A 24,096-nucleotide genomic window follows, 5' to 3' on the forward strand; every position below is an offset into this window, starting at 1 on the left:
TGTTGGAATTTTGGCTCTTAAATAGAAGTAGGTAGAATGGAAAGTCTATTCGAGCAATTAACCGCTAATTTAGCAATTGGTGTAGAAATTAGTGCTGGGTTAATCATTGGTTGTGCTGCAACAGAAGCAACTTGGAGAGCGTTTACGCTATTTTTTGTGCGGCGACGACCTGATACTATAAAAGAAGAAATTCGATTGCAGTTTGGAAGATGGCTATCGCTCGCATTGGAATTTGAACTAGCAGCAGATATTCTCCGTACTGCCATTTCACCTACATGGATGCAGATCGCACGACTAGGAGCAATCGTTGTTTTGCGGACAGTTTTGAACTTTTTTCTCCAAATGGAAATTGATAAAGCTACAAAGCGCGATCGCACCATTTGCAAATGATTTACTTAGAAAGTACGACGCACAAACAAAGCATAGTTAATTTTGATTAAGTTTTCAGTTTTTTTATCTTTAGCTGTTGATGTAAGAGTGTAGTTTGCCAACAATTATCGTGACTCATGTGACTTAGTGATAGCAATACAGTTGAATTCTTACTTCAAAATAGTATAAAAACAGAAACTATTATGCAGCTTAAAAAAGAAAAAATTGAACTTGGCAAAGAGTATCCTATTACAGGAGAAATTGCAGGTATCAAAGAAATTGAGCAAATTAGTATCGATGCCCTGAAGCAAAGTTTCCCAGATAATATTAGACCTGTTTTACGCGATGCTCATCCTAAACATCATGGCTGTGTTAGAGCAGAATTCGTTATTCATGATGATATTCCCCAAGAACTAAAAATTGGCATTTTCAAACAGCCTCGCACTTTCACCGCTGGAATTCGCTTTTCTAATAATAAAGTGCAGGATGATACTAAAAAAGATGTTCGAGGAATGGCAATTAAGCTCTTTGGAGTAGAAGGCGAAAAACTCTTAGAGCAACAAAAAGATGAGAAGACTCAAGATTTACTCTTAATTAATCATCCAGTCTTTTTTATCAAAAATGTGCAAGATTATGTTGAATTCTTTAGAGCAAGACAAGACGCAAAAGGGAATTTACCGCTCAAGTTCTTCTTTCTCAATCCGAATCCGTTTAAATGGCACTTGCGAGAATTTATTATTGGTATGGTCATGCTCAACAAAAAAGTGAGTAGTCCTTTAGCCATTCAATATTGGAGTAGTACACCTTATAAACTAGGCGATCGCGCGATCAAATTCACTGCAATACCGAGTTCCAAGAATCCTACACCATCAGTTGCTCAAACACCAAACTACCTGCGTGAAGCAATGATTGAGCATCTGAATCATCAAGATGCAAGCTTTGATTTCTTAATTCAGTTGCAAACAGATGCAAAGAAAATGCCCATTGAAGACCCTACAATTGAATGGAAATCACCATTTCAGAAGGTAGCTACTATCAAAATTCCTCGTCAGCAATTTGATTCTCCACAACAGATGGAATTCTGCGAACATTTATCTTTTACTCCTTGGCATTCTTTACCAGAACATCAACCTTTAGGCGGAGTTAATCGGGCACGGAAGCAGGTATACGAAGCGCTTTCGGAATTACGCCACAATTTGAATAATGTCGTTGTTAAAGAACCAACAGAAGAGGATTTTTGCAAACTGTTTGGTAGAATGCCTTCCGACAAAAGAGGAGTGAGAGGTGAGGGGTAAGGGATTAGTTTTGAATTAAAAGAATTTTCTTAACTCAACACTTCACGACTCTAAAAATTGGTGGAATTTGTTTATATAGCAGTAAATTCATTTGCGAAGCTATTCAAATATCACTGTACGATTTCCGTAAACTAAAACACGATTTTGTAAATGCGATCGCACTGCTCTTGCTAACACTACACGTTCTAAATCTTTTCCTTTACGGATCAAATCAGCTACATCATCGCGGTGACTAACTCGCGCCACATCTTGCTCAATAATGGGTCCTGCGTCTAGTTCAGGTGTAACATAATGAGCTGTAGCACCGATAATTTTCACTCCTCGTTTATAAGCTTGATGATAAGGACTTGCACCGACAAAAGCTGGGAGAAACGAATGATGAATATTAATAATTTTAGGAAAATGACTAATAAATTCTGTACTGACAATTTGCATATATTTTGCCAGAACGACTAAATCAATTTTATATTCTTGTAACAGTTTGAGTTGTTGTGCTTCTTGAGTAGATTTATTTTCTTTTGTAATTGGAATATGATGAAAATCGATACTAAATTGTTCTGCAACTTCTTTTAAATCAGGATGATTACTAATAATTACTGGAATTTCAGCAGTAAATTCTTTCGCTTTTTGTCGCCAAATTAAGTCAAATAAACAATGATCTTGCTTGCTTACCCAAATTGCAATACGCGGGATAGTATCAGAAAAGTGTAATTGCCAATGTGCTTGTAATGGTTGGGCGATCGCACTAAATGCTGGTGCAATGAATTCCCGTGGTAAATTAAATTCATCAAGTTGCCATTCAATGCGCGTTAAAAATAAGCCTGCAGCAAAATCTGTATGCTGATCGGCATGAATGATATTACCGCCATTGGCGTAGATAAAGTTAGCAATTTTGGCGACTAAACCTTTTTGATCGGGACAGGAAATCAGTAAAGTTGCAGTAGGGTTCATGGAGAAGGAGATGGGCTAGCCGGAGTAGGTGTTGGTGGTGTAGGATTATCAGCATCTGGTGTATCGTTTTCAATTCTCCATTCTGCTAAATCGCGATTGACTGCATTTTGAAAATCTGCAGACACCAAGAGTAAATCTACATTACCGCTAGGGTTATTTCCAGGATCAGCTTGAGCATATAAAGAGTTGCCACTAAAATCAGCATTGCCTAGATTCAACTGATGTGTTTGCTGGTTATTGAGCGTGACTGTAACAGTTGCTTGTGGCTCGGCTAAACCATAGTCTACAAGTTGATTTGCAGGAACTTGAATTGTGCGATCGCTTCTTCCTTGTACGAGTAAATCGAGTAAATAAGAAATTGACGCATTACTTGCGGGAGTCTTTTGCGGAGACGTCATCACCCATTGTCCATTCTCCCGCTCAAAGTTTAATGTTTGTCCTTGTGTTTGAATATTTAATGTTTGTACTTGTTCTTGAGTAAACGCAAAAATTTGCTGTTCTCTGACTTCCGCTTCTTGTCGCTGAGTCGCACCTCGGATTTCATAGAAATAAACAAATCCTCCTAACCCTAGTGCTAAAAGTAGCAAAATCAAAGTGGTACGCTGTAACTTCATAGTGGAAAGTGATTAGTGATTAGTGGCTAGTGACTAGTAGGAGTGTGGGCGAGTAGGAGAGTAGGAGTGTGGGAGCGTTTTAGAGTGGGAGTGTAAAAGATAATTGTCAATTTCCCTCATACCCTCATACCCAACTACCCAAATACCCGCCTACCTGCTACTCCTCTACTTTCTACCTTCTGCGCCACCATAAGAAGACTGCTGAGGCGAAGCCAATTAAGGGAATCAACAGTAGTGCAGTTAAACCTAAAACATTAGCTTGCTGTGCGGCTAAATTAATCCGGCGGTTTCTTGGTTCCCTGGGGCGAATTGAGAGTGTTTCTTCGTCTTGCTTACTTAACCAGCCAACAGAGTTAAGAAATACGTCGCCATTGAGTTGCTGTTCAAATAATCCATCTACCGCAAAATTAGAATCACCAAAAATAACAAGTCTTGCTTCTTGCGACCCTTGATTGTTAACTTGGCGGCTAAGTGCAGCTCCAATTGTGAGGGAACCTTGAACATCAGTTTCTGGATTAAACTGTAATTGATCGCCTTGCAAATTACTTTCTGCCCAAGTTTGCGGGCTAGTGATTAATAACGGTGTCGCTTGCACTCCAGCAACTTCACTCAGTTCTAGCGATCGCGCTTCACTGTAAAAAGAAATTCCATTATTAAAGTCTTGTGTAATCGGATGTTCGCCGTAAGTATCTACCACCGGAACCGCTGGACCAAAACCAATACTTGCGCCTGCTGGATCAATGACAATGCGATCGTCGAGTGTCACGCCCCAAGATTTTAACAAACTATCTAGCCCTGGATTCGTGTTGGGGTCAATCATCAACAGTAGACTACCACCCCCATTAAGATAATCAGTCAAAGCCTTGACTTCTGGAGGAAATAGTGCTTGTTTTGGACTTGCGACCACAATCATTGTGGCATCTTGAGGAATTGTCGGGTTTTGAATTAAGTTGAGTGGTTCGGTTGTGTAGCTGCGATCTCCTAACGCCGTGAGTGCTTGTGAGAGTCCGCCTTGTTCAGCCGTAATTGGAAGTTCGCCGTGACCTTGAAGAAAGTAAACTTTCGCAGTGCGATCGCTCAAAACTTGCTGAATGCTATTTGTTAAACGAACTTCCGACAATCGTTGCTCATTATTCACAACTTGCACTAATCGCCGCTGTTGTCCTGCTTCCAGATAAACTTCACCAAATTGTTTGACACCAAACTTTTCGGCTAATCCTCGTTGAACTTGCGGATCGACATACTCAAAGCTAAATAGAGGATTTTGCCGACGATAATTCTCTAATAATTCGCGATCTTGTTGATCTTGATTGCGGTCAAAAATCCACACGTTCACAGGTTGCGATAAATTCCGCACGAGTTGCTGTGATTGTGGTGCTAAGGTAAATAGCTGTGCTTCAGTAAAGTCTCGTCGCACTGGATAACGCACCGCTAAGAAGTTAATTAACCCTAAAAGTGCCAATACAGATAGAGTGGCAATAAGTGCATTAGTTCCCGCTTGAGTTGATCGCCGACTCCACCAGCGGTTTTGGTTAGCACTAAATATCAGCCATAAGCCAGTGATGACAACACCAGCAATCAGTAACCCTAAAGGTACTGGTTCCCAATCGTTAGATACCAATCCAGCAGTTAATCCAGCAACAAAGAGAACTGGACCAAGCCAAAACAGATACTTCCAATATTTATAATTTCTTCTCGCAACAGACTTCATCACAGCAATCCTAATTTTTTGTGAATTCCTGAACTCTTTCCTCTGCGTTACGCCAGTTGCTACAACGGGGGACACCCCCGCAACGCACTGGCTTCTCTGCGCACGCCAGTTCGCTCAACGGAGGAAACCTCCGCACCTTTCGCCTGGCTCCTCTGTGGTTCGTTCCTCAAAAGAATTTACAACTATGAGTTAGAGTTAAGAACGTTGAAAGCGCAATGCATCGATAGATTGGGCAGTCAGGAAAATCCCTAAAAGAATATAAGTAGCAAATACAACAATACTACCTGTGTCGAAAATGCCTTGGACTAAATTATTAAAATGTCTCAGTAACGAAAGATGACCTAATGCTTCTCCTATTGGACCACTAAATGCTCGTGCAACAGTATCAATTACCCAAAGAAATAGAACTAAGGCAAATGTGAGTACTGCTGCGAGTAATGTACTATCTGTCAGCGAAGAGATAAACATTCCCAAAGACAACACGCTGGCTGCTAGAAGAATCAAGCCCAAGTGTCCCAGTAGCGGAACTGCGGGCGGAACTGGGGGATTTGAGGCGCTAAGCGCGATCGCTTGATACGCTAATAACGGTAGAATCATGGCAATAAAAAACGTCAGTACTCCCAATAACTTACCGACAGCAACAGCCCAATTTGTGACGGGTGATGTTGCGAGTAACTCTAAAGTACCGCGTTTGCGTTCTTCAGCATACAAACCCATCGAGAGAATAGGTAACACAAACAACGCCAGCGAACCCATAATACCTAAGAAAGCGCGTAAAAACTCGTAGGCAACATCAATGGGTGGTGCGGGTACTCCGATTTGTTGTGATTGTAAGTCGGCTTGAGCAGCTAAGGAAATATATCCCTGGGGACCAAGTAAAATAATCACAAAGAAGAAGCCCGACAATAGCCAGAAGATTCCGGCAATTGCGTATGCTAAGGGCGATGCAAAGTAGCTTTGTAACTCTTTACGATAAATCGCCACAATGTTAGCCCAAATTAGTTTCATTGCGTTACCTCTTCTTTCTGGTGTTCTTCTGTTGCGGTAGCGTTCACGAAGTGTGCGCTTTGCGCATTCGCATTGTCTTCTAATTTTTCTTGAGTCGTCAGACGTAGAAAGACATCTTCTAAACTCGCCCGCGTGCGTCGCATTTCATAAACACCAATCCCCATACTCACTAAAGTGGCAATAATTTCTTTTCCTGGCTCAATTCCAGGTTCAGAGACGACGCGCAAAAGCGCACGATCTGCGGAAATTTCAGTTGTTGTTACTGGTTCTACTACCCGCACTCCTGGTAAAAGTTGTATTTGCTGTTGTGCAGCAGTTGAATTGCCTTCAATTTCTAACTCATAGCCCGAACCACCTGCTAAACTCGCTTCGAGATTATCCGGCGTATTTGTCGCCACAACTTTTCCTTGATTAATAATTGTGACGCGGTTACACGTCATACTCACTTCGGGCAAGATATGCGTAGACAGAATGATGGTGTGAGTTCCTGCTAGGCTTTTAATCAGATTGCGGACATCAATAATCTGTCGCGGATCGAGTCCTACTGTTGGTTCATCAAGAATAATTGCAGGAGGATCGTGAACGATCGCTTGGGCTATACCAACACGTTGGCGAAAACCTTTAGAAAGTTTGCGAATCAATACGCGACGTTTTTCTTGTAAATTACAGCGCTTGATTGCAGCAGTTACTTTTGAAGGGCGATCGCCTGCGGGGACTCCTTTGAGTCTTGTGACAAAGTACAAAAACGCCTCAACAGTCATTTCAGGATACAACGGTGGCGTTTCTGGCAAATAACCTATTCGCTGTCGTACGGCTAAGGAATTTTCATGAACATCGTACCCTGCAATTTTTGCAGTCCCACTTGTTGCGGGGAGATATCCAGTCAAAATCCGCATTGTCGTGGTTTTACCTGCGCCGTTTGGTCCTAAAAAACCGACAATCTCACCTGGTTCGACACTAAAGGTGACATCTTGGATTGCTGGGGTAGACCCATAAATTTTACTTAAATGCTCAACTGAAATCATCGTTTTGCAGCGGATTTAGTTTGAGACTCTATATTAAACCACCATGTGTTTTAGCATAAAAAGGAGCGAGGAGCGAGGAGCGAGGGGCGAGGAGTAGTGGAAACTTATCAATCGGAATATTGGGAACAGCGATATCAAGAAGGAACAACACGTTGGGATTTAGGACAAGCTGCACCAGCGTTTGTGAGTTTTTTGCAGTTACATTCTTTACAGCCAGGAAAAGCAGCGGTTTTAGGTAGTGGTCGCGGCTATGATGCGATCGCATTTGCCAAATCTGGCTTTGATGTCATTGGTTTTGATTTTGCGCCAGCGGCGATTCATGAAGCGACAGCAATTGCCCAAGCAAGTGGCAGTTCAGCAAAATTTTTGCAACGTGATATTTTTGACTTGCCTATTGAATTTTCTCAGTATTTTCATTACGTTATTGAACATACTTGTTTTTGTGCAATTAATCCACAACAGCGACAAGATTATATAAAAGTAGTACGAGAAATCTTGCAACCACGAGGCGAACTCATCGCAATCTTTTTTACACATTCTCGTCCTGGTGGACCACCTTTTGGTGTTAGTCCAGAGGAAATTGAACAGTACTTTGAGACAGATTTTGAAATTCTGAAGTTACAGCCAATCACTAATTCAGTACCAGCACGTCAAGGTGAAGAACACTTTGGACACTTTCGCTTGATGTAAAAATACAGAGTCAACAAACGCGATCAAAGTTTGCTTCTGGTAGTATGTACAGGTGTGCAGACTATAATTGAGATGGCTTACCAATGGAATAGGGACAAGGCAGCAGCTAATCTTCGCAAGCATGGTATTGACTTCGCTGATGCATTATCTATTTTCTCAGACGATCTGGCAATTACCATTCCAGACAAACGGTTTGACGAAGAACGGTTTGTCACTATTGGTGTTGATGCATTTGGTAGAGTTTTGGTAGTTGTATATACGTTGCGGGACAATGAGATCCGGCTTATTTCTGCCCGCAAAGCAACTCGGCACGAACGACAGCAATACGAGGAAAAATAGTAATGGAAGCAGAATATGATTTTAGTCAAGGTAAGCGAGGGGCAATTGATCCAGTGCCACCAGGAAAAACCCGCATCACGATCCGGTTAGATGATGATGTTCTATCGTGGTTCCGTGAGCAAGTTCATATTGCAGGTGGAGGAAACTATCAAACTTTGATTAATGAAGCTTTACGTCAGCATATTCAGCAAAGTCGAGAGCCTTTAGAAGAAACCTTACGCAGAGTCGTTCGTGAAGAACTTGAGCGTATTGAGTGATGAGGTATTTGCTAATGTCTAACATAGCGTTGGAGCCAAACATGAAGTCGCTAATCACAACGCTGTCTTCATTACTAAGAACGCAACGGCTGAGGATTGCAGAATAACAGATAGCCCTAACGCTGCGAATAACGTATGAATAATGATACCGCAACTCACTCCAATAGCAGAAATAATACCAGCTACTTTGCCTTAAGCAATACCTCGTGTCATAACATAAATCATGTCCCGCCCTGGGGTAACAATCAGTGCCATGGAAGCAAAGAGAAATAGAGTAATTTGCGAATCCATCCTATACAACTATTTGAAAAGCTTTTATACCAATAATTATTCTCCAAAACCTCTCGTTTGGAGGTGGATCTCAACGGCAAAAATGGTAACAGTATATTAAGAACATTAAAATAAGGCATTGAGAACTACATGGCAAATTCCAGCCTAGCAGAAATTTCTGCACAGTTAGAAAGTCCAAATTCACGCGATCGCATGTTGGCGCTTGCATCGTTGCGCGATGTTTCTCCAGCAGATGCTGTCCCTTTGATTAAAAAAGTTTTAGAAGATGAAATTTTGCAAATCCGCTCAATGGCTGTATTTGCGCTGGGTATTAAGCCCACAGAAGAATGCTACCCCATATTAGTCAAACTCTTAGAAGCCGATCCTGATTACGGAATTCGTGCTGATGCAGCAGGGGCTTTAGGATATTTAGGAGATGTGAGAGCGTTTGAACCTCTAGTACGCGCATTTTATGAAGATACCGAGTGGTTAGTTCGCTTTAGTGCAGCGGTATCGCTGGGAAATTTGAAAGATTCTCGCGCCCATGAAGTATTGTTGGAAGCCTTAGACAGTGATGAAGTTGTCCTGCAACAAGCAGCGATCGCAGCTTTAGGTGAAATTAAAGACATTGAATCAGTCGATCATATTTTGCGTTTTGCCCAATCAGAAGACTGGTTGACGAGACAACGCTTGGCTGAAGCTTTGAGTCAGCTACCTAGTGACAAGAGCGTATCTGCACTAAAATATCTAGAAAAAGATAGCCACCCTAATGTTGCTGCAGCAGCAAAAATTGCTCTAGAACGCCTTAACCAAGCTTCTACTTGATTGGAAACACTAGCAAGCTGCTAACTTAGGAAATAGCTGTAAATGCAGGATAAATTAATGAATATTCAAGAATTTTTTGAGCAAAGTGCTGGTAAATGGTTTTCACATCGCACAAGTCATCACTTAGCCTTTAAACAATCTGAGTCGGGAAAATCTGACATCACAATTGAAACATTACCAAACGATCACCCAGAAGTGCTTAAACTCTGCGAACAGTATGAGGTCGATCCTGCACAAGCGAGTTGTGGTGCGCGTGTTAGCTGGAATGGCACGATGGAATGGGATGAAGAAAAGCACGTTGGTTCTACGGTTTTAGTTTCAGTTCCCGATCCTGAAAATCCTCAACAAGGTAAGCTACTCCGCGAAATTGGTTACGCTGAGAAAGTTCCTGTTGCAGGGCGTTATATGATGGGTGACGATGGGGCGTTAACCCTAATAACAGAATACGAAACGATGTCTTCTGAAGAACGGCTATGGTTTGCTAGTCCCAATTTGCGGATGCGAGTCAGCGTGTTAAAGCGCTTTGGTGGTTTTAGCATGGCGTCGTTTACTTCTGAGATTCGTATGGGTGGTGCAAAGCCTGCTGCTCAAGAAACTGAAACATCAAATGTATCGACTTGAGCGAATAAATTCGCCGCTAAACAAACAAAGTCCAGATGGTGCGTGGACTTACTAGTAGCAGTATCATTCTCTAGTGTACGAAGGTGCACTTCCCTTGGATAGCCCCGACTTCAGTCGGAAGGCAAGGATTCTGATTGCTTTTTAGTACTGTTGCGGGAAATCGCTTTGAGTTTTGCGTGAAAGTCTGAAGTGGTCGCTTCTGGTGGGGTAAATCGCACAATCGGCGAACAGCTGCTTAGGGGCGATCGCACTTCGTCTGTGGAGCTACTCACATAAGGTTTAACAGTTACGGGCTTAACTACTATAACTGAAGCTTGCTCGTGCGGATTAGCAGCAGCAACAAAATGCATTTGCTCGTACTGTTTACTATTGTCTGTAGATTCAAGTTCAACAAGTGTATCAGGTAAATCAGCACAGACAAGACGCTCGAATTCATGAGTGAAATGATGCAGTGCATCACCCCGACGTTGCCATACTGCCAGAATTTGATCGATAGAAATTGCTTTGTAACGTCCGCGATACAAGGCTTCAATAACAGCAGCACGTACCCATTTTTCTGGGTAATTATGGAACCACTGAGCAATTAATTCACTACTTGAATAGCCTCCTAAATCAAAGCTGTAGTGAATTAACAACGCGGTCACTAATTCAGCAGTCATGTTTTTATCTAGTTGATTCATCAGACCCCATGAAAGCGTCAAGCTAGATGAGAGTGTAATCTTTAAAGTTGATTGGTGCAGCAGCATTGACTAATGCTAGCAAAGGACCATCTTGTTCTTGTCCATTAACAGCTAAATCGCTGTGACATAAATAAACTCTCTCTTCTACTCTAGAAAGTAAATCTTGCAAAATTCGTTGTAGTCTTTGCCAGTCAGCATTGATGGTATCTTCGGCTGTCCAACCACGGGCATAGCGATCGTGCAGAAACAACGGCGCACCGAATAATGTCGCTGCACCACCACTCAACCACAGTGGCGAACCAGCATCAAGCCAAAATTGCCAGCGGTGACATTTTCGACTCGAACGGTATTGAAAAATTGTTGCTAATGTAATAGCACGACTCATGGGACCAATTGGACGTACAGGATACGGATTAGCAGTAATAGTCCCACTTTGCAGGAGTTGCACAAATTGTGCTGTAGGTTGGGGCGGAGATTCCATTGCTTCGGTTTGCCGACGAGTATCAACTTCCCAGTAGTGTTGCGCAGTTTCTAAAAGTTCTCGCAGGGCGGCTAATTGTTCGTAAGGTAAATTGCTACCATTCCATAAAAATCTCTGAATGGCGCGATCTAACAGGGAAATTGGGCTAGGAATTAATCGTTGTTCTTGCTGCGATCGCTGGAATTCGATCCATTGCACGATTTCTGCATAAGCTGTCGTCGCAGCATATCCCAAGCGATCCCAGCGATCGTATGCTGTTACTGGTAATAAATTAGGTTGTTCTGGATGCGGCGCATAGCAATAATCGGCAATTAATCCCGCCCGTACTAAATCTATATTAGGAATGAGCGATGACTCCTGGCGGTTTCTACTCAATACAACCAGCATCTCAGCTACCGCATTGCGATCTACCAAGCGCCCTAAACCAGGATAGACAAAGCTTAATAGCGTCAGTAAAGCACGAATAATTGGATAACTCACCAGTGGACGCTGATCGTTCAAGGGGGCTACAGGAATTCCCTGTTTGGTCAGCAATTCTATCAGGGTGTATCGCGCGATCGCATCTAAACCTGGAGCAATAACAGCGATTTCTTGCGGTTGAATCTGGTGCGATCGCACCGCTTGAGCAATGGTTTCGGCTGTTTGTTGTAATAAGTCGCGCCGAGAAGTTGTTTGAATGGACTGAAATTCACTTGGTAACGATAATACTCCAGCTGTGTTATCGAGTAATTCGCTAACTGGGAGTGATAAGGTATTGGCAAGGCAATTTAGGAGTGGTTGTGGTAAAAGCTCTACACGACAGCGATCGCGTAACCCTGCCATATAATCGGGATCGGCACCTAATCCTAAACGTACGCGACCATCAGGATTATATGTAAATGCGCCAACAACTTGGCGATCGAGCAAGAAGTCAAACAAATCGCGCATCACTCCTGGATAGTCATCAACGTCATCGGCGAGAACTGCTTGATAACGGCGCAGTAGATGTTGTTGATAGTTGCTATCGGGTAATAAATGTTGATAATACAGCTCAGTAATGATGCCATAAGTCAACAATCCACGTTCTAGACACCAATTTCGCCATTGCAACAGCATTGTCTCTAGTAGAGGCGTTTCTACAATTCCTGTCGTAGTGACTTCTGCTGCGCCAAAACTGCGTTCCAACAAAGGCGCAATTTCTGCGATCGGCGTTCCACTATAAGCTGCGAGTTGCAAAATATCGAGGATACGACGAATTAACCGATACTCACTTACATCCGTACGGCGTAATTCACTGTCAAAATGCGATCGCCACAACCGAGTTGCTAACTCTTGTTCTGTCTCTGGACGTAATCGTACAGGAAACTGTGCCCTTAAGTTGAGGATCTGAATCAGGAGAGGCCAAAATAACATCACCTCGTCTTGCAAAAAACCCAAAGGAGTTTTGGCACGAACAGGATATTTTCCTGCGGTGGCACTGACAATTCTTTCTGCTAGTTCCCGACGATTCTCATCGTTTGCCGCTAAACACAATAGGGCTGGTGCTGTTTGATACTTGCTTAAGTATTCTTGACTATTTACAGCATTACGCTGCCTACGGGTATCAGATTGCCCGTTAGTCTTGTCTACCCAGGTGGAAAACTGCACTATCAAGCGAGTAGACTTACCGCTACGACTCGAACCTTCAATCCAAACCGAATCTGAAAGCACTAACTGTAACCTCTGAGATTTGTTAAGATACCTCGTACATTGATTAACTAATAAAAATTACTATACAAGGCTGGATAACTGCCTGCCATGAAAAGGTCTATTCCCCAACAAGTTTACTCATTCTTAGTAAAAGCACAGCAGTGGTATTTAGATACACCCGAGCGCTCTTTAGAAGAAGCATACAAAGCAGCCTTATTAATTAAGGCAATGGAAGATGAGCACTTTAACGGTCAAAAGATAGCACAAAATCCAAATTATGGTAGTAGTGCGATCGCCTACTTTCAATCAGAACTTAAGAAACATTTAAAAACTATCCGGATGCGCCTTACAGAGTTTAAGGCGAGTCGTTCTTGGATTAATCCAGACTATCAAAATATTACTAAAATTACTAAAAATGATGGCACATTTACTGACAAAGACTCCTTTGCAATTCAAAAAAGAAATAATCAATCACGGATTCTAGAGAAGCTTAGGTTTATTGATGATATTCTAGCTAAATACGATCCGGAAGCAAGTGTTGATGCTGTTGTTACTGAAACACCCATTGTTCCTGCGAACGTAGCAAACCCAGAGCCGAAACTTGCGCCTAACGTTGTTGTTAAAAACACTAGTACTGCTAAGAAACCAAAAACTAAGGCTGAAACAACAAGTGTTCTACCACGGTCTATTCTTAGCACTATTAATCGCCTTAAAGTTGAGTTAGATCCCCGCGCGGAAACTGAAGTTGTTAAAAATTTTCGTAATTCCCAAAAACGAACATTTATTTCTATTAGGTTAATCCTTTTACTAATTATAGTACCTTTTCTGACTCAACAGTTATCAAAGAATTTGATTATTAGTCCGATAGTCGAACACTTTCGTAACTCCCAAGAAGTTGTTATCTTTCTTAATCCAGAGATGGAAGAAAGAGCCTTAATTGAAATGCAAAGGTTTGAAGAACAGCTTAAATTTAGAAATCTTTTGAATGAAGAAATGCAGCTTTCTCCTATCCAAATTGAACAACAAATGCATGAGAAAGTCAGAGAACTTGTTGAACACTTTCGTCAAGAAAGTTCCAATGCAGTCAAAAATGTATTTGCTGATTTATTATCTGTAGGAGCTTTTACATGGTTAATTGTCACAAGTAGAAAAGAGCTAGAAGTCCTTAAAGAATTTATGGATAATGTTGTTTATGGATTGAGTGATAGTGCCAAGGCATTTATTATTATTCTATTTACAGACATCTTTGTCGGATTTCACTCAACACACGGCTGGGAGGTTTTATTAGGAACTGCGTCGCGTCATTTTGGTTTACCTGAAAATAGAGATTTTATTTTCTTATTTATTGCAACATTTCCAGTCATTTTGGATGCTGTGTTTAAGTATTGGATTTTCCGCTACTTAAATCGGATTTCACCATCAGCTGTTGCAACTTATCGTAATATGAATGAGTAGGCTTAGGGGCTAGAAGAGGGGTGAGGAGCGAGTGAAAAGAGTGACTAATGACTATTAACTGGGAACTAACCAAGGCGCAACGATGCTGGTAGTTTGATTATTTAACCGGAGATGATATTAAATATTCCCTCTTCTTTCTCGTTCTTGTAGTCGCTCTAAAAAAGCTTCTAAAGAACGCTTACGTGCCAAAAGATATTGCATTTTTTGGAAACGGGCAACTGCAAGACTTACACTAGCTAACTGTTCGACAGGACAAGGATAAGACCACTTTTGACCAAAAGTATCAACACCACAAAGGCGATAGCCTGGACGAGGTGATTCACAGGTAACTTCACTTTGATTGAACTTATAAGTCTCTGTTATATAGTCTACAGTTATAACTTCTGGTGTAGAATTTTGAGACTGCGACTCTAGCCAACCATCAACAATTGGTCCTTCTTGATAAAGATCTTTAATTTGTTGGACAATTTGCCGAATTTGGTTTTTGCACGTAGCCGCATCCATTTTTGGTTTGGGTAGAAATCGCCTGTAAGTTGAGTGATTGGTTTTGCGATCGCTGTTACTAGTACTAATAAACTGAGGTAACTGTGGTTCTCTATATGTTTGATCTGAAGCTGAAAACGAGTCGTCAACTTGTGGAGAGTGATGTGCAGACATTTGTTGCTTCGTCTTGTCGCTGCGAATTTTAAAAGAATAGCTGTGATTCAACGCAGTATCTTGAGGTGAGGCAGAAGTGCTGATAATTTTTGCCTGGTGCCGATTTGGCTCTAATTTTCGTAGTTTTGGCTTCATAGTCTCCATCCGAGGAATCAGCAGCTTGTTTATTTTTAATGTCAAAAATGCAGTTATTGAAGAAACTCCTCAAGTATCGCATTTCTAGTCATGATACTGGTGGTAATTTTATCTGTTAGCAGCAGTTAGTACCAAAAATCAGTACAAAATATTGTATGACTTAAAATAGATAAGGGTGAGTTTGAGCAAAGTAATTCTTGTAACAGGACCAGCAAAATCTGGTAAAAGTGAATGGGCTGAAAACTTGGCTACTCAGACGGGTAAACCTGTCATTTATGTCGCAACCGCATTAACTGACGAAAATGATACTGAATGGCTGTCTCGAATTGAACAACACCGCCAGCGCCGCCCTAAAGCTTGGGTAACATGGGAAATTCCACTGCAATTAGTTGATGCAATTACGACGTCTCAAGATAGTTGTCTTTTAATTGATTCATTAGGTACTTGGGTAGCTAATTTGCTAGAGCAAGATCAGAGTAACTGGGAGCATACTATACAAAACTTGTGCTCAGGGTTGCAAGATGCTGAGCAGGATGTGATTCTGGTAGCAGAAGAAGTAGGGTGGGGAATAGTTCCTGCTTATCCTGTTGGGAGAACTTTTCGCGATCGCCTAGGTCATTTAGTGCGTCGAATTGCAGCGATCGCTGATGTTGTTTACTTGGTTGCTGGCGGCTATGTACTGAATCTTACAGAGTTAGGTTCTCCTTTACCGTCATATAAGCCATGAAGCACCTAAGAATGGCTAAGTTAAGCTTTTCTTCCTAGCCATCTACCAAAGTTATTTGTCACTATTGAGTAGTAGATCAGTATATTTATACAATCCCTCGCCCCTTGCCCCTAATCCCTCACCCCTATCTTTGTTATGGCATCAGAACAAGAAGTGAGACAATATCTTGCCTACTGGTTTCAACTAGGCAAGAGAGTTATAGTAAACAACACTCAACAAGTTATCAAGCCAAAACTTGTGATTCAAAGTGGTCAGTATAGCCAAGAATTTGAAAATTGTTGGCAGCAACTAAAAGCATCGGATTTAAATGAATCCTACCTAGAAGGTACAGAACAATCGATTGCTGAACTACTGACGCCTGCTTGGGAGATGAATTCCTGTGCCCGTTGTGCTATGCCTGTACCAATTCCTAGTGTAGGAGTTCCTTCACTGTCTTGTCCCTGTAATGATTTACCGACTTGGCCTAACACTGAAGTTCCCGCACCGCGATCGCCTGTTAATTCCCAAGCGCAACTTGCAGATATTCGCGATCGCCTTCTTGGTATTCCTCATCAAGGTAACTAGCAAAAATTTATGTCTGTGTTGTCAATACCAGTATTTGTTCACATAGGTTTATATCAATCAAATATGACTGGGGTAGGGTAGGCATCTTGCTGCCCTGCCTGTTATTGCTATGACGGTTGCAGTTTTCTGCAATTAACCTGTCTCATTAATGAACGCACATTAGCACTTTATACCAGTGCAGATATCAATTGCTTTCAATTACTTTAGAAGAATGCTTGAGTAATGTACTAATTATTCGTCTATGAGCTAACGCTATAAAGATAGAAAATTAGCGTTTTGCAAGCTTTGTATATTCTTCTATTTATTGCTGTATCAATTGTGACTTTTCAAGATATTGTTTTGTCACTACTTTATTTTAGTAGTGCAATCTGGTTAGTTGCATCTTACTTGAAAACTCAAAAAGCTTTGCAGTGGTGGTCTTGCAGTCAATCAATTAAGCTTGCTAATGAGGCTAAACAAATTAGGGGCAGTTTACTACAAGAATCATGCTGTATGCGCCGTAGTATCGAGCGCTCAATTACTGAACCAGGAACTGCTAAAAGTAGTCAAGAATGGATACAAACTGTTGAACTGCTACATCATTCTTTAGCTCATTTAGGCGATCGCCTTGCTCCTCCTCATGTAGAATACAGTTTACCCTTAGCCATTGAATTCCTCATCGAATCGTGGCAAGCCAAAGCTCAGCTAAACATTAAGATACAACTACCAAAAGTGTGGCGGGACGAACTCCCCGATCGCAGCATCATTATTCTCCAAATATTAGACGAATTACTGAGAATGTTTTCAGTAAAAAATTTAACAAAATTTTCCCTAGAAATTAGCCTAATTCCACTACAATACGAACTCAATGAGCTAGCGATTGCAATTTCCTACCCTGATGTTCAAACACTTCTACTCTGTTCCAATTTAAAAGAACTGAAGTATCTTAAACAAACCTTTAGCTTCCTCACTTCTGGACAGTGCTTCTGTCGCAGAAAAAATCTCACCGAAACGTTATATTTTCGCTGGCGATCGCCTAAAAGGAGTTAAGCTATGAGCAATAATTTATTACAGCAAAAGCAAAAAATTCTTGTTATTGACGACCACGAAACTGTGCTTAATGGAACAATTTATGCTCTTAAGCAGCACTATCCAGAAGCAGAAATTCGCACAGCACAAACGGCACAACAATTACTAGAACAATTACCCAGTTTCAAACCCGATCTTGTGGTCATGGATCTTTCGATTCCAGAAAAGGTGGGGGAAGATGATAAATCTGATGTAGGTATTCAACTACTCAAGACATTAATGCAGCAATATCCTACGCTGAATTTTACAATCCAAAGTAGTTATATGAAAGCTTTAGTACGCATTAAACCTGCCATTGATGCTCATCAAGGAGGCTTCACTGTAGCAGATAAAAGTCTTTCTACCAAAGAAATGTTAAAGCGAGTGGATTGGGCTTTACAAGGTTTGACCTATACGAAAGACTTAAAAGCTATACATAATGGATTAGAAATTAAACAAGACTGGCTGACACTATTGCAACTCGCCTTTGAAGAAGAATTACAAGATAAGGAAATTGCCAAACGAATGTTGGTATCGGATCGTACTGTGCGCCACTACTGGACGAAAGTTCAAGACGTACTTGATGTCTATCCTGATGAAGGCAAAAAGAATATCCGCATTCAAACTGAAAAACGTGCCAGAGAAGCAGGGTTAATTGATTAGTTAGCAATTAGCAATTAGATTACAGCTAACAACAAAAATTGAATAGTGAGTAGGGTAGGCATCTTGCTTGCCCAAGCCCAAGTACATTTCATTAACTTAACTACTGCGCGGAATTATAAGTTGTGAATTACGAACTTTGAATAAAGTTAACTCAAAACTTAAAACTCAAAAGAAAGGTATTTAGTGAAACGCGGTGTTTGGCAAAAAATTCGTAATACATATGCACGCTGGCGGATTGGTGCGCTACCAGGATTCACTTTTTTGGGATTAATCATTTTTGTACGTTTAACAGGGTTTTTTCAATATCACGAGTGGTTAGTTTTTGATAGTTTCCTGCGTTGGCGCCCAACAGAAGAAGTTGATGACCGAATTACGATCATTGGCATTAATGAAACAGATATCCAAAACCTAAAAGCGTATCCAATACCCGATCGCGAACTTGCTTTATTAATTAATACATTACAAGAATATCAACCAAGAGCAATTGGTTTAGATATTGTCAGAGATCACCCTGTAGAACCAGGTCATCAAGAACTCACTACTGTATTTGAGAAGAGTAAAAACCTGTTTGTCGTTGAGAAGGTAATACCACCAGAGACAATTGCCCCACCACCGACAGTATCTACAGCACAGATTGGGTTTATCGATGCAGTGTTTGATGAGGATGGACGCTTGCGGCGTAGTTTGCTAGGAACGCCAAATCCACAAAATTCTCAAGACTATAAACACTCATTAACTCTACGTCTAGCAACAGCTTATTTAGCTTCTGAAGGGATAAGTTTAGAAAACGGCATTCGCGATGTGAAAACAATGCGGTTTGGTGGTGTTGAACTACCGCGCATACATCCGTATTCTGGTGGATATGTCAGAACAGATGCAGGTGGACTGCAAATTCTACTGAACTATCGTAACAATCAAAACCCATTTCATGCCTTATCTCTTGATGATGTCAAAAGTAGGAATTTTGACCCTGCGTGGTTGCGCGATCGCATCATTATTATTGGTATGACTACTCCTAGTGCCAAAGATGTTTTCAATGTTACGGCGATCGCCAGCAGTCATTCAGCACCTGGAGAGATTTACGGAGTCGAGGTTCAAGCCCATGCGGTAAGTCAAATTATTAGTACAGTCCTTGATGGGCGATCGCTGATTTGGACTTGGGCAGATGGATGGGAATATTTATGGATTATCAGCTGGGGTATTGTCGGCATTATTTTAGGATGGCTACCGCTAGCACCACACAAAAACTTTATTGGTGTTGGAATCGCCAGCATTTGTCTTGTGGGTGCGAGTTATTTACTGTTGACATGGTGGGGCTTGTGGATTCCTGTTGTACCCACAGTACTTGTTTTAGTTTTAAATGGTGTGGGACTCACGGCTTTTTATCAATATGACCGCGCGATGCGATCGCGCTTGAATGAGCGTCAGTCAACAATTAATCACACCTACACTACTATCCACAATGGACCTTTACAAACGCTGAAATTACTCATTAAACAATCTCGCGATCGCGATATATATCAAGATGAATTAATCTCAAAGTTGACACAGATTGATAGTGAATTAAGAGAAGTCTACGAATCTCTCGAAAGAGAAGTTCAAACCCAAGAACACAGTTTACGTATTGGTAGCGGGCAAGAAATTAACCTAAATGCCCCTCTACACGAAACTTTATACCAAGTTTACAGCCAAACTCTCGAACGCGATTTTCCCTGCTACAAAACACTTCAACTGAAAATACCCAACTTTGAGCTAATTGATGAAAAACACCTTAGCATTGAGCAAAAACGCAGTCTGTGTCAATTTTTGGAAGAAGCTTTATGCAACGTTGGTAAACACGCCAAGGGAGTTACCCGCTTAAGAACTGATTGTCTGCAAAAAGAAGACCAATGTATTATACGTGTCAAAGACAACGGTTCAAATTCCAGTGTATCTTCTGAAGGTCGCGGAACCAAACAAGCCATGCAGCTTGCTCGACAACTACGAGGAAAGTTTCACCGCCAATCATCTCCTGAAGGTACTTTATGTGAATTAACTTGGCGTCCTAAAAAGTCTTGGTTTAGTTAAAATTATGAGTTCTCAGTTTTGAGTGTTGAGTTGAGAAAATTCAAAATAGTTGCCTCCGGCACCTTTGTTCGCTTTCCAAAACTCTTTCACTATTGACTGGGTTCACTCACCCCTCGCCCCGCGCTCCTCACCCCTGTTCTAGCCACTTAAGTCTCACTTTGTATTTTTCTGTCATTGCGTTAGCTCAAATCTGCTATTTCTTTAACATAAAGCACCGATGAAATTGAAATATTTCTCTCATATTGTGAAACTGAAGCGTTGAAGAATCTATTATGTTAAGCAAACTTACTAAAATTCTCAAAAAACGCATTGATAGCAAGTTAGTCACAAGTTGTATTTTGGTTTACTCTTTAGTTCTCGGTAACACTGTTCTTGCTGAATACAGACCACCTGCTGATCAAAAACCTCCCACAACTAGGACAACTAGTACAGTGACGAGAACAGGGGGATGTCGCGGAGATCAACAAACAACACTAACAGCTCTTGCGCCTCAAAAACATACTGGACAAACAGTTTCTTCTCATCCAACTTTTGCGTGGTTTGTCCCTGATACAGAATCTCATCCGCTTGAATTTCGGCTTTATAGATATGAAGCAAGCGGCGATCGCGCACTCATCCAAAAGATTCAATTACAAAGCGATCGCGGGATCATGTCTCTTTCTCTACCGCTTGATACACCACCTTTAGTAACGGGACAAAAATACCATTGGCGAGTTGTTCTCTTGTGCAATCCAAATCGTCCTTCTAGTGCTTTAGTCACAGGTGCAGATCTCGATGTTGTCGCAACACCACATGAGTTGGCAAGCAAACTAGCAACAACTAATAACCCACAACAAAGATCCCATCTCTATGCAAGTGCAGGTTTATGGTACGACGCCCTAAGTGCAGCTTTAACTGCTACGAATACGCAACAAAGGCTTGAGTTAGAGTTATTAGAAGATTTAGCTCAGTTAGAAGAAGTGGATGATGCACATATGGTCAAATACAGTAGTCGCATCAGACCTATTATCGAGCTAGAACGACAACAAAATACATCGTACTTGTATTAAGCTGTCTGAGAGCAGGCAAGATGCCTACCCCAATTAACTATAACCAATTGCCAATGAGAATAAATGGTGCCCAGTAGGCTGGATGAGTGTATATACCACCTTGTTCAATGAGTGATAATTGGGCTTTTTGGAGAGCTTGTGCTTTGCTCATTCTAGACTCTTTTAAGCTTTCATAAAATTGTGCGGCTACTTGTGCAGTTGCAGCATCTTCAATTGACCATAGCGATGCTAAAGCACTTTTTGCACCGGCTTGGACTGCGACGCCAGCAAGACCTAAAGCAGCGCGATCGTCTCCGATCGCAGTTTGACAAGCCGTTAAAGTCAACAGTTCAATAGGTTCTGTACTCTTGTTAGTACTGCGGATCAGCGTATCAAGTTCGGTAATTGTTAGCTTCTCTTGATTTCCAGTGACGAGAAACGTATTTTCTGGAACAGTGCCAAACACTCCATGAGTGGCAATATGAATAATTGGATAAGTGTTTCCGCTCAACTCTTGTTGCAAACGCGTACGGTTAAACTCTTCGTTTAATAAAGGTGTACTACCTTTTAAATGTTCTTGAACTTCACCAATTTCTTGTTGTACATAGGGTAGTGGTGCAAATTCTTGACCGTCAATTTCAACTCTTTCGGTTAATCCTAACGCAAGTGCGCGTAAATTCTGTGGATTTGAGGCTTTTAACTCAGTCAAGCTTAAGCCAGGAGTTGTTGCCACAGCATATTTTTGAATTAAAAACTTTTCTCCATCATGCAACGCAGCCATTGGCACACTGCGTAAAATTCCATCTTGGATAAAAACAAGGGTATTAATCTGTGCTTGTTCTAATTCAGCTGTAAATGGACGAATTAACCAATCATAAACTTTCTGCGCAGATTGAGGATTGTAATCATCAAAAAAGCTTTCAAGTCCTAAACGAAATTCGTTGATTTCTTTCCTCAGACTTTCATTATCTTTATCCAACCAAGTGATTTTCTTATTACCATTAGGTAAACTAGCAATAATCGCCGTACGTTCATCTAAAATCAACGAACTAAAAATTGCGGTATTTCTATCTATGCTACCGATATTTACTCCCTGCTGATTGACAACTGTCAAAGCACAGTCATCACCAAAATAATTCTGAAGTTCTGCAAGTTTAAGTGAATCTGCTGTTGTGAGTACAGAACTAAGATTTTTAGTATTTGCATCTGTTGCAGCTAATAAAATAGCAGGTGGAACATCATCTAGTTTCAGTGCAATTAACTCGCGATAAATAGGTTCAACATTGTCTCGAAAATCAAATTGGAGATCGCGGTTAGCTGTCAGAATTTCGTCGCGAATTGTTTCAATAGTTGTTATTGCTTTTTCATACGCACTAATTGCTGCTGGCTTTTGATTTTGTGTTTGATAAATTCTGCCAGTTTGCCATTCCCAAAGATAAAGACTATCTTTATCTTGTTCGGCTGCCCACCGTGCTTGTTGTGTTAGTTTTAATGCTTGTGTGTAGTCTTGACGACATTCGTAAATATGACCAAGTTCACCTACTGCAAAGGATAAGGCACGATTATCTTGAGTTTTTTGGGCAATGCTAGTAGCCTGTTTCAGCAATGCGATCGCATTTGGTTGAACTTCTGCATTTAGGCATTCTAAGGGTGAATTGATACTTGATTGTTTTTTAGCTAGGTCAATTGCTGTGTAAATTTTGTTGCGGTTATCAGGTAGTTGCTGCCATAGTGCAAGTGCTTGTTGATTTGCTTGCGCGGCAGCAATGGAGTTTTTTTGACGATAATATAATGGAATTAAATTGATGTAAGCACGAGTTTGATTTATTCGATCGTTTTGTTGCTGTGCTAGTCTTAGGCTATTTTGAAAAAATTCTACAGCTTTTGTATTGTTACTTACTACTTCTTGTCGTAATTGATTTGCTTGTTCGCTTTCGCCAAGCTGTTCTGCAGATTTTGCCTGGCGATCGCCTACCTGGCTCAGATTACTATAAGTATTCCCTAAGCTATTCAAAGCAGAGATATGCAGTTGCGGATTAGCGATTTCAGCGGCAATTTTTAAGCTATTTTGCAGATAGTTGATGGCTTGTAAATAATCACCGCGAATGCGATAAGCTTCGCCTAAACTTCCCCAAGCTGCGGCTTCTCCTAATAAATCTTTGTGCGATCGCGCAATACTCACTGCTGTTTGGGGAAGACATTCTTGGTTTGGTTGTACTGCACCACATAAAAGGGCGATCGCCTGACGGTTTTGCCCCATACTGCTATAAGATTGGGCTTGTTCGGTGAAGAGTCTTCCTGTTTGTTGTCGATCAATCGGGCGGTAGTAGGCGATCGCTTGTTCCCAGTATTGAATTGCTTGGTTGCTTTGACCAAGTTGTTGATAAGTTCGGGCTAAATTTTCTGCTACTATTGCTACTTCTTGCTGACTATTGTTAGCTTTTTGATATAAGATTAACGCTCTGTGCCAAGGTGCGATCGCGCCGTTATAGTCTCCTGCTTGATAACGTTCAATTCCTTGCTGAACAAACTGATCAGCATAAGGAGGCGTCTGTGCTTTTAAGGGGATACCCCACCATAAGCAAATAGTCAAACTACTGAGGAACAAAAGTCCTAAGAAGCGACGAACGCGAATTTTACGGTAACTACTTAACATAGGAATGTTTGATGATTTAATTACAACTATGTCTTGAAACTAAAATCATTAAAAGAGTCTTTAAGTATCTCCTTTTCACAAAAAATATGTTACTCATCTTTGAATAAACACTTAAACTATTGTTAGCCTTTAAAGCTTGCAATATAGTTTAAAGCTAATTAAGGGTGGTAAAAGCTTAAGAACTGTTAAACATTTTTAATCATAAAAACTTAATTAAAAATAATCGAAATTATCATTTCGTTAATCGTCATTTATTTCATTGAAAATAGCTGTATTGATCCCAATAGGACTTT

General features: G+C 41.0%; 23 protein-coding genes. 14 read left to right on the forward strand and 9 right to left on the reverse strand.

The genetic code is table 11. The features are described 5' to 3' along the window. Positions 1-36: 36 nt before the first annotated feature. Complete coding sequence (locus tag CSQ79_RS08520) at positions 37-390, forward strand: DUF1622 domain-containing protein (RefSeq protein ID WP_099700769.1); 354 nt, start codon at positions 37-39, stop codon at positions 388-390. Positions 391-572: 182 nt separating this feature from the next. Continuing rightward, entirely contained in the window at positions 573-1,664 is a 1,092-nt protein-coding gene (locus CSQ79_RS08525; RefSeq protein WP_099700770.1) for a catalase family protein, read from the forward strand. A 99-nt stretch (positions 1,665-1,763) separates the two neighbouring features. Here CSQ79_RS08525 and purU read toward each other — a convergent pair whose 3' ends face one another. From purU to CSQ79_RS08550, 5 genes are all read right to left on the reverse strand, one after another. Next, positions 1,764-2,615, reverse strand: a complete 852-nt coding sequence (gene purU, locus CSQ79_RS08530; protein WP_099700771.1) for a formyltetrahydrofolate deformylase — start codon at positions 2,613-2,615, stop codon at positions 1,764-1,766. Beyond that, positions 2,612-3,229, reverse strand: coding sequence for a DUF4340 domain-containing protein (locus tag CSQ79_RS08535; protein ID WP_099700772.1), 618 nt, complete (start codon positions 3,227-3,229; stop codon positions 2,612-2,614). The genes purU and CSQ79_RS08535 overlap by 4 nt, the downstream gene beginning before the upstream one ends. Positions 3,230-3,401: 172 nt before the next feature. After that, a complete protein-coding gene (locus CSQ79_RS08540; RefSeq protein ID WP_099700773.1) occupies positions 3,402-4,940 on the reverse strand; it encodes a GldG family protein in 1,539 nt (512 codons plus the stop codon). A gap of 195 nt (positions 4,941-5,135) precedes the next feature. Then, positions 5,136-5,948, reverse strand: a complete 813-nt coding sequence (locus tag CSQ79_RS08545) for an ABC transporter permease (protein ID WP_099700774.1) — start codon at positions 5,946-5,948, stop codon at positions 5,136-5,138. Next, complete coding sequence (locus tag CSQ79_RS08550; protein WP_099700775.1) at positions 5,945-6,973, reverse strand: ABC transporter ATP-binding protein; 1,029 nt, start codon at positions 6,971-6,973, stop codon at positions 5,945-5,947. The genes CSQ79_RS08545 and CSQ79_RS08550 overlap by 4 nt, the downstream gene beginning before the upstream one ends. Before the next feature lie 96 nt (positions 6,974-7,069). Between CSQ79_RS08550 and CSQ79_RS08555 the strand changes: the two genes are divergently transcribed. The 5 genes from CSQ79_RS08555 (at position 7,070) to CSQ79_RS08575 (ending at position 9,975) form a co-directional block, all read left to right on the forward strand. Next, the gene (locus tag CSQ79_RS08555; protein WP_099700776.1) at positions 7,070-7,663 is read left to right on the forward strand and encodes a methyltransferase domain-containing protein; all 594 of its coding nucleotides are present in this window, start codon (positions 7,070-7,072) and stop codon (positions 7,661-7,663) included. 72 nt (positions 7,664-7,735) lie between these two features. After that, the gene (locus CSQ79_RS08560) at positions 7,736-8,002 is read left to right on the forward strand and encodes a BrnT family toxin (protein WP_099700777.1); all 267 of its coding nucleotides are present in this window, start codon (positions 7,736-7,738) and stop codon (positions 8,000-8,002) included. 2 nt (positions 8,003-8,004) lie between these two features. After that, complete coding sequence (locus CSQ79_RS08565; RefSeq protein WP_099700778.1) at positions 8,005-8,259, forward strand: BrnA antitoxin family protein; 255 nt, start codon at positions 8,005-8,007, stop codon at positions 8,257-8,259. A 420-nt stretch (positions 8,260-8,679) separates the two neighbouring features. After that, positions 8,680-9,354, forward strand: a complete 675-nt coding sequence (locus CSQ79_RS08570) for a HEAT repeat domain-containing protein (RefSeq protein ID WP_099700779.1) — start codon at positions 8,680-8,682, stop codon at positions 9,352-9,354. A gap of 57 nt (positions 9,355-9,411) precedes the next feature. Beyond that, complete coding sequence (locus tag CSQ79_RS08575) at positions 9,412-9,975, forward strand: phycobiliprotein lyase (RefSeq protein WP_099700780.1); 564 nt, start codon at positions 9,412-9,414, stop codon at positions 9,973-9,975. Positions 9,976-10,085: 110 nt separating this feature from the next. Here the strand turns inward: CSQ79_RS08575 and CSQ79_RS08580 are convergent, their stop codons facing one another. Then, positions 10,086-10,655 (reverse strand): hypothetical protein, encoded by a 570-nt coding sequence (locus CSQ79_RS08580; protein ID WP_099700781.1) that lies wholly within the window; start codon positions 10,653-10,655, stop codon positions 10,086-10,088. 22 nt (positions 10,656-10,677) lie between these two features. Then, on the reverse strand, positions 10,678-12,825 hold the full coding sequence (locus CSQ79_RS08585; protein ID WP_099700782.1) for a hypothetical protein: 2,148 nt from the start codon (positions 12,823-12,825) through the stop codon (positions 10,678-10,680). A 78-nt stretch (positions 12,826-12,903) separates the two neighbouring features. Between CSQ79_RS08585 and CSQ79_RS08590 the strand changes: the two genes are divergently transcribed. Next, positions 12,904-14,259, forward strand: coding sequence for a proton extrusion protein PcxA (locus CSQ79_RS08590; RefSeq protein WP_502693921.1), 1,356 nt, complete (start codon positions 12,904-12,906; stop codon positions 14,257-14,259). Positions 14,260-14,376: 117 nt separating this feature from the next. Here CSQ79_RS08590 and CSQ79_RS08595 read toward each other — a convergent pair whose 3' ends face one another. Then, positions 14,377-15,051 carry a hypothetical protein gene (locus CSQ79_RS08595; RefSeq protein ID WP_099700784.1) on the reverse strand — a complete coding sequence of 225 codons (675 nt, stop codon included), beginning with the start codon at positions 15,049-15,051 and terminating at the stop codon, positions 14,377-14,379. 181 nt (positions 15,052-15,232) lie between these two features. Between CSQ79_RS08595 and cobU the strand changes: the two genes are divergently transcribed. The 6 genes from cobU to CSQ79_RS08625 all read left to right on the forward strand — a co-directional run bounded on the left by cobU (position 15,233) and on the right by CSQ79_RS08625 (position 21,168). Further along, positions 15,233-15,778, forward strand: coding sequence for a bifunctional adenosylcobinamide kinase/adenosylcobinamide-phosphate guanylyltransferase (gene cobU / locus CSQ79_RS08600; RefSeq protein ID WP_099701021.1), 546 nt, complete (start codon positions 15,233-15,235; stop codon positions 15,776-15,778). Between the two features lie 135 nt (positions 15,779-15,913). Further along, positions 15,914-16,342 (forward strand): hypothetical protein, encoded by a 429-nt coding sequence (locus CSQ79_RS08605; protein WP_099700785.1) that lies wholly within the window; start codon positions 15,914-15,916, stop codon positions 16,340-16,342. A 318-nt stretch (positions 16,343-16,660) separates the two neighbouring features. Continuing rightward, complete coding sequence (locus tag CSQ79_RS08610; protein ID WP_143755440.1) at positions 16,661-17,371, forward strand: hypothetical protein; 711 nt, start codon at positions 16,661-16,663, stop codon at positions 17,369-17,371. 3 nt (positions 17,372-17,374) lie between these two features. After that, positions 17,375-18,052, forward strand: a complete 678-nt coding sequence (locus tag CSQ79_RS08615; RefSeq protein ID WP_099700787.1) for a response regulator — start codon at positions 17,375-17,377, stop codon at positions 18,050-18,052. 183 nt (positions 18,053-18,235) lie between these two features. After that, complete coding sequence (locus tag CSQ79_RS08620; protein ID WP_099700788.1) at positions 18,236-20,119, forward strand: sensor histidine kinase; 1,884 nt, start codon at positions 18,236-18,238, stop codon at positions 20,117-20,119. Between the two features lie 272 nt (positions 20,120-20,391). Next, entirely contained in the window at positions 20,392-21,168 is a 777-nt protein-coding gene (locus CSQ79_RS08625; RefSeq protein ID WP_099700789.1) for a DUF928 domain-containing protein, read from the forward strand. 37 nt (positions 21,169-21,205) lie between these two features. Here CSQ79_RS08625 and CSQ79_RS08630 read toward each other — a convergent pair whose 3' ends face one another. Further along, positions 21,206-23,803 carry a CHAT domain-containing protein gene (locus tag CSQ79_RS08630; protein WP_099700790.1) on the reverse strand — a complete coding sequence of 866 codons (2,598 nt, stop codon included), beginning with the start codon at positions 23,801-23,803 and terminating at the stop codon, positions 21,206-21,208. Positions 23,804-24,096: the final 293 nt, after the last annotated feature.

Source organism: Gloeocapsopsis sp. IPPAS B-1203 (genome assembly GCF_002749975.1).
In the GTDB taxonomy this organism is placed as follows: Bacteria; Cyanobacteriota; Cyanobacteriia; order Cyanobacteriales; family Chroococcidiopsidaceae; genus Gloeocapsopsis.

Coding starts and splice junctions, on each gene's coding strand:
- CSQ79_RS08625 (WP_099700789.1), top strand. CDS start 20,392: ATGTTAAGCAAACTTACTAAAATTCTCAAAAAACGCATTGATAGCAAG.
- purU (WP_099700771.1), bottom strand. CDS start 2,615: ATGAACCCTACTGCAACTTTACTGATTTCCTGTCCCGATCAAAAAGGT.
- CSQ79_RS08525 (WP_099700770.1), top strand. CDS start 573: ATGCAGCTTAAAAAAGAAAAAATTGAACTTGGCAAAGAGTATCCTATT.
- CSQ79_RS08595 (WP_099700784.1), bottom strand. CDS start 15,051: ATGAAGCCAAAACTACGAAAATTAGAGCCAAATCGGCACCAGGCAAAA.
- CSQ79_RS08570 (WP_099700779.1), top strand. CDS start 8,680: ATGGCAAATTCCAGCCTAGCAGAAATTTCTGCACAGTTAGAAAGTCCA.
- CSQ79_RS08520 (WP_099700769.1), top strand. CDS start 37: ATGGAAAGTCTATTCGAGCAATTAACCGCTAATTTAGCAATTGGTGTA.
- CSQ79_RS08540 (WP_099700773.1), bottom strand. CDS start 4,940: ATGAAGTCTGTTGCGAGAAGAAATTATAAATATTGGAAGTATCTGTTT.
- CSQ79_RS08545 (WP_099700774.1), bottom strand. CDS start 5,948: ATGAAACTAATTTGGGCTAACATTGTGGCGATTTATCGTAAAGAGTTA.
- CSQ79_RS08535 (WP_099700772.1), bottom strand. CDS start 3,229: ATGAAGTTACAGCGTACCACTTTGATTTTGCTACTTTTAGCACTAGGG.
- CSQ79_RS08605 (WP_099700785.1), top strand. CDS start 15,914: ATGGCATCAGAACAAGAAGTGAGACAATATCTTGCCTACTGGTTTCAA.
- CSQ79_RS08575 (WP_099700780.1), top strand. CDS start 9,412: ATGAATATTCAAGAATTTTTTGAGCAAAGTGCTGGTAAATGGTTTTCA.
- CSQ79_RS08565 (WP_099700778.1), top strand. CDS start 8,005: ATGGAAGCAGAATATGATTTTAGTCAAGGTAAGCGAGGGGCAATTGAT.
- CSQ79_RS08560 (WP_099700777.1), top strand. CDS start 7,736: ATGGCTTACCAATGGAATAGGGACAAGGCAGCAGCTAATCTTCGCAAG.
- CSQ79_RS08630 (WP_099700790.1), bottom strand. CDS start 23,803: ATGTTAAGTAGTTACCGTAAAATTCGCGTTCGTCGCTTCTTAGGACTT.
- CSQ79_RS08580 (WP_099700781.1), bottom strand. CDS start 10,655: ATGAATCAACTAGATAAAAACATGACTGCTGAATTAGTGACCGCGTTG.
- CSQ79_RS08550 (WP_099700775.1), bottom strand. CDS start 6,973: ATGATTTCAGTTGAGCATTTAAGTAAAATTTATGGGTCTACCCCAGCA.
- CSQ79_RS08615 (WP_099700787.1), top strand. CDS start 17,375: ATGAGCAATAATTTATTACAGCAAAAGCAAAAAATTCTTGTTATTGAC.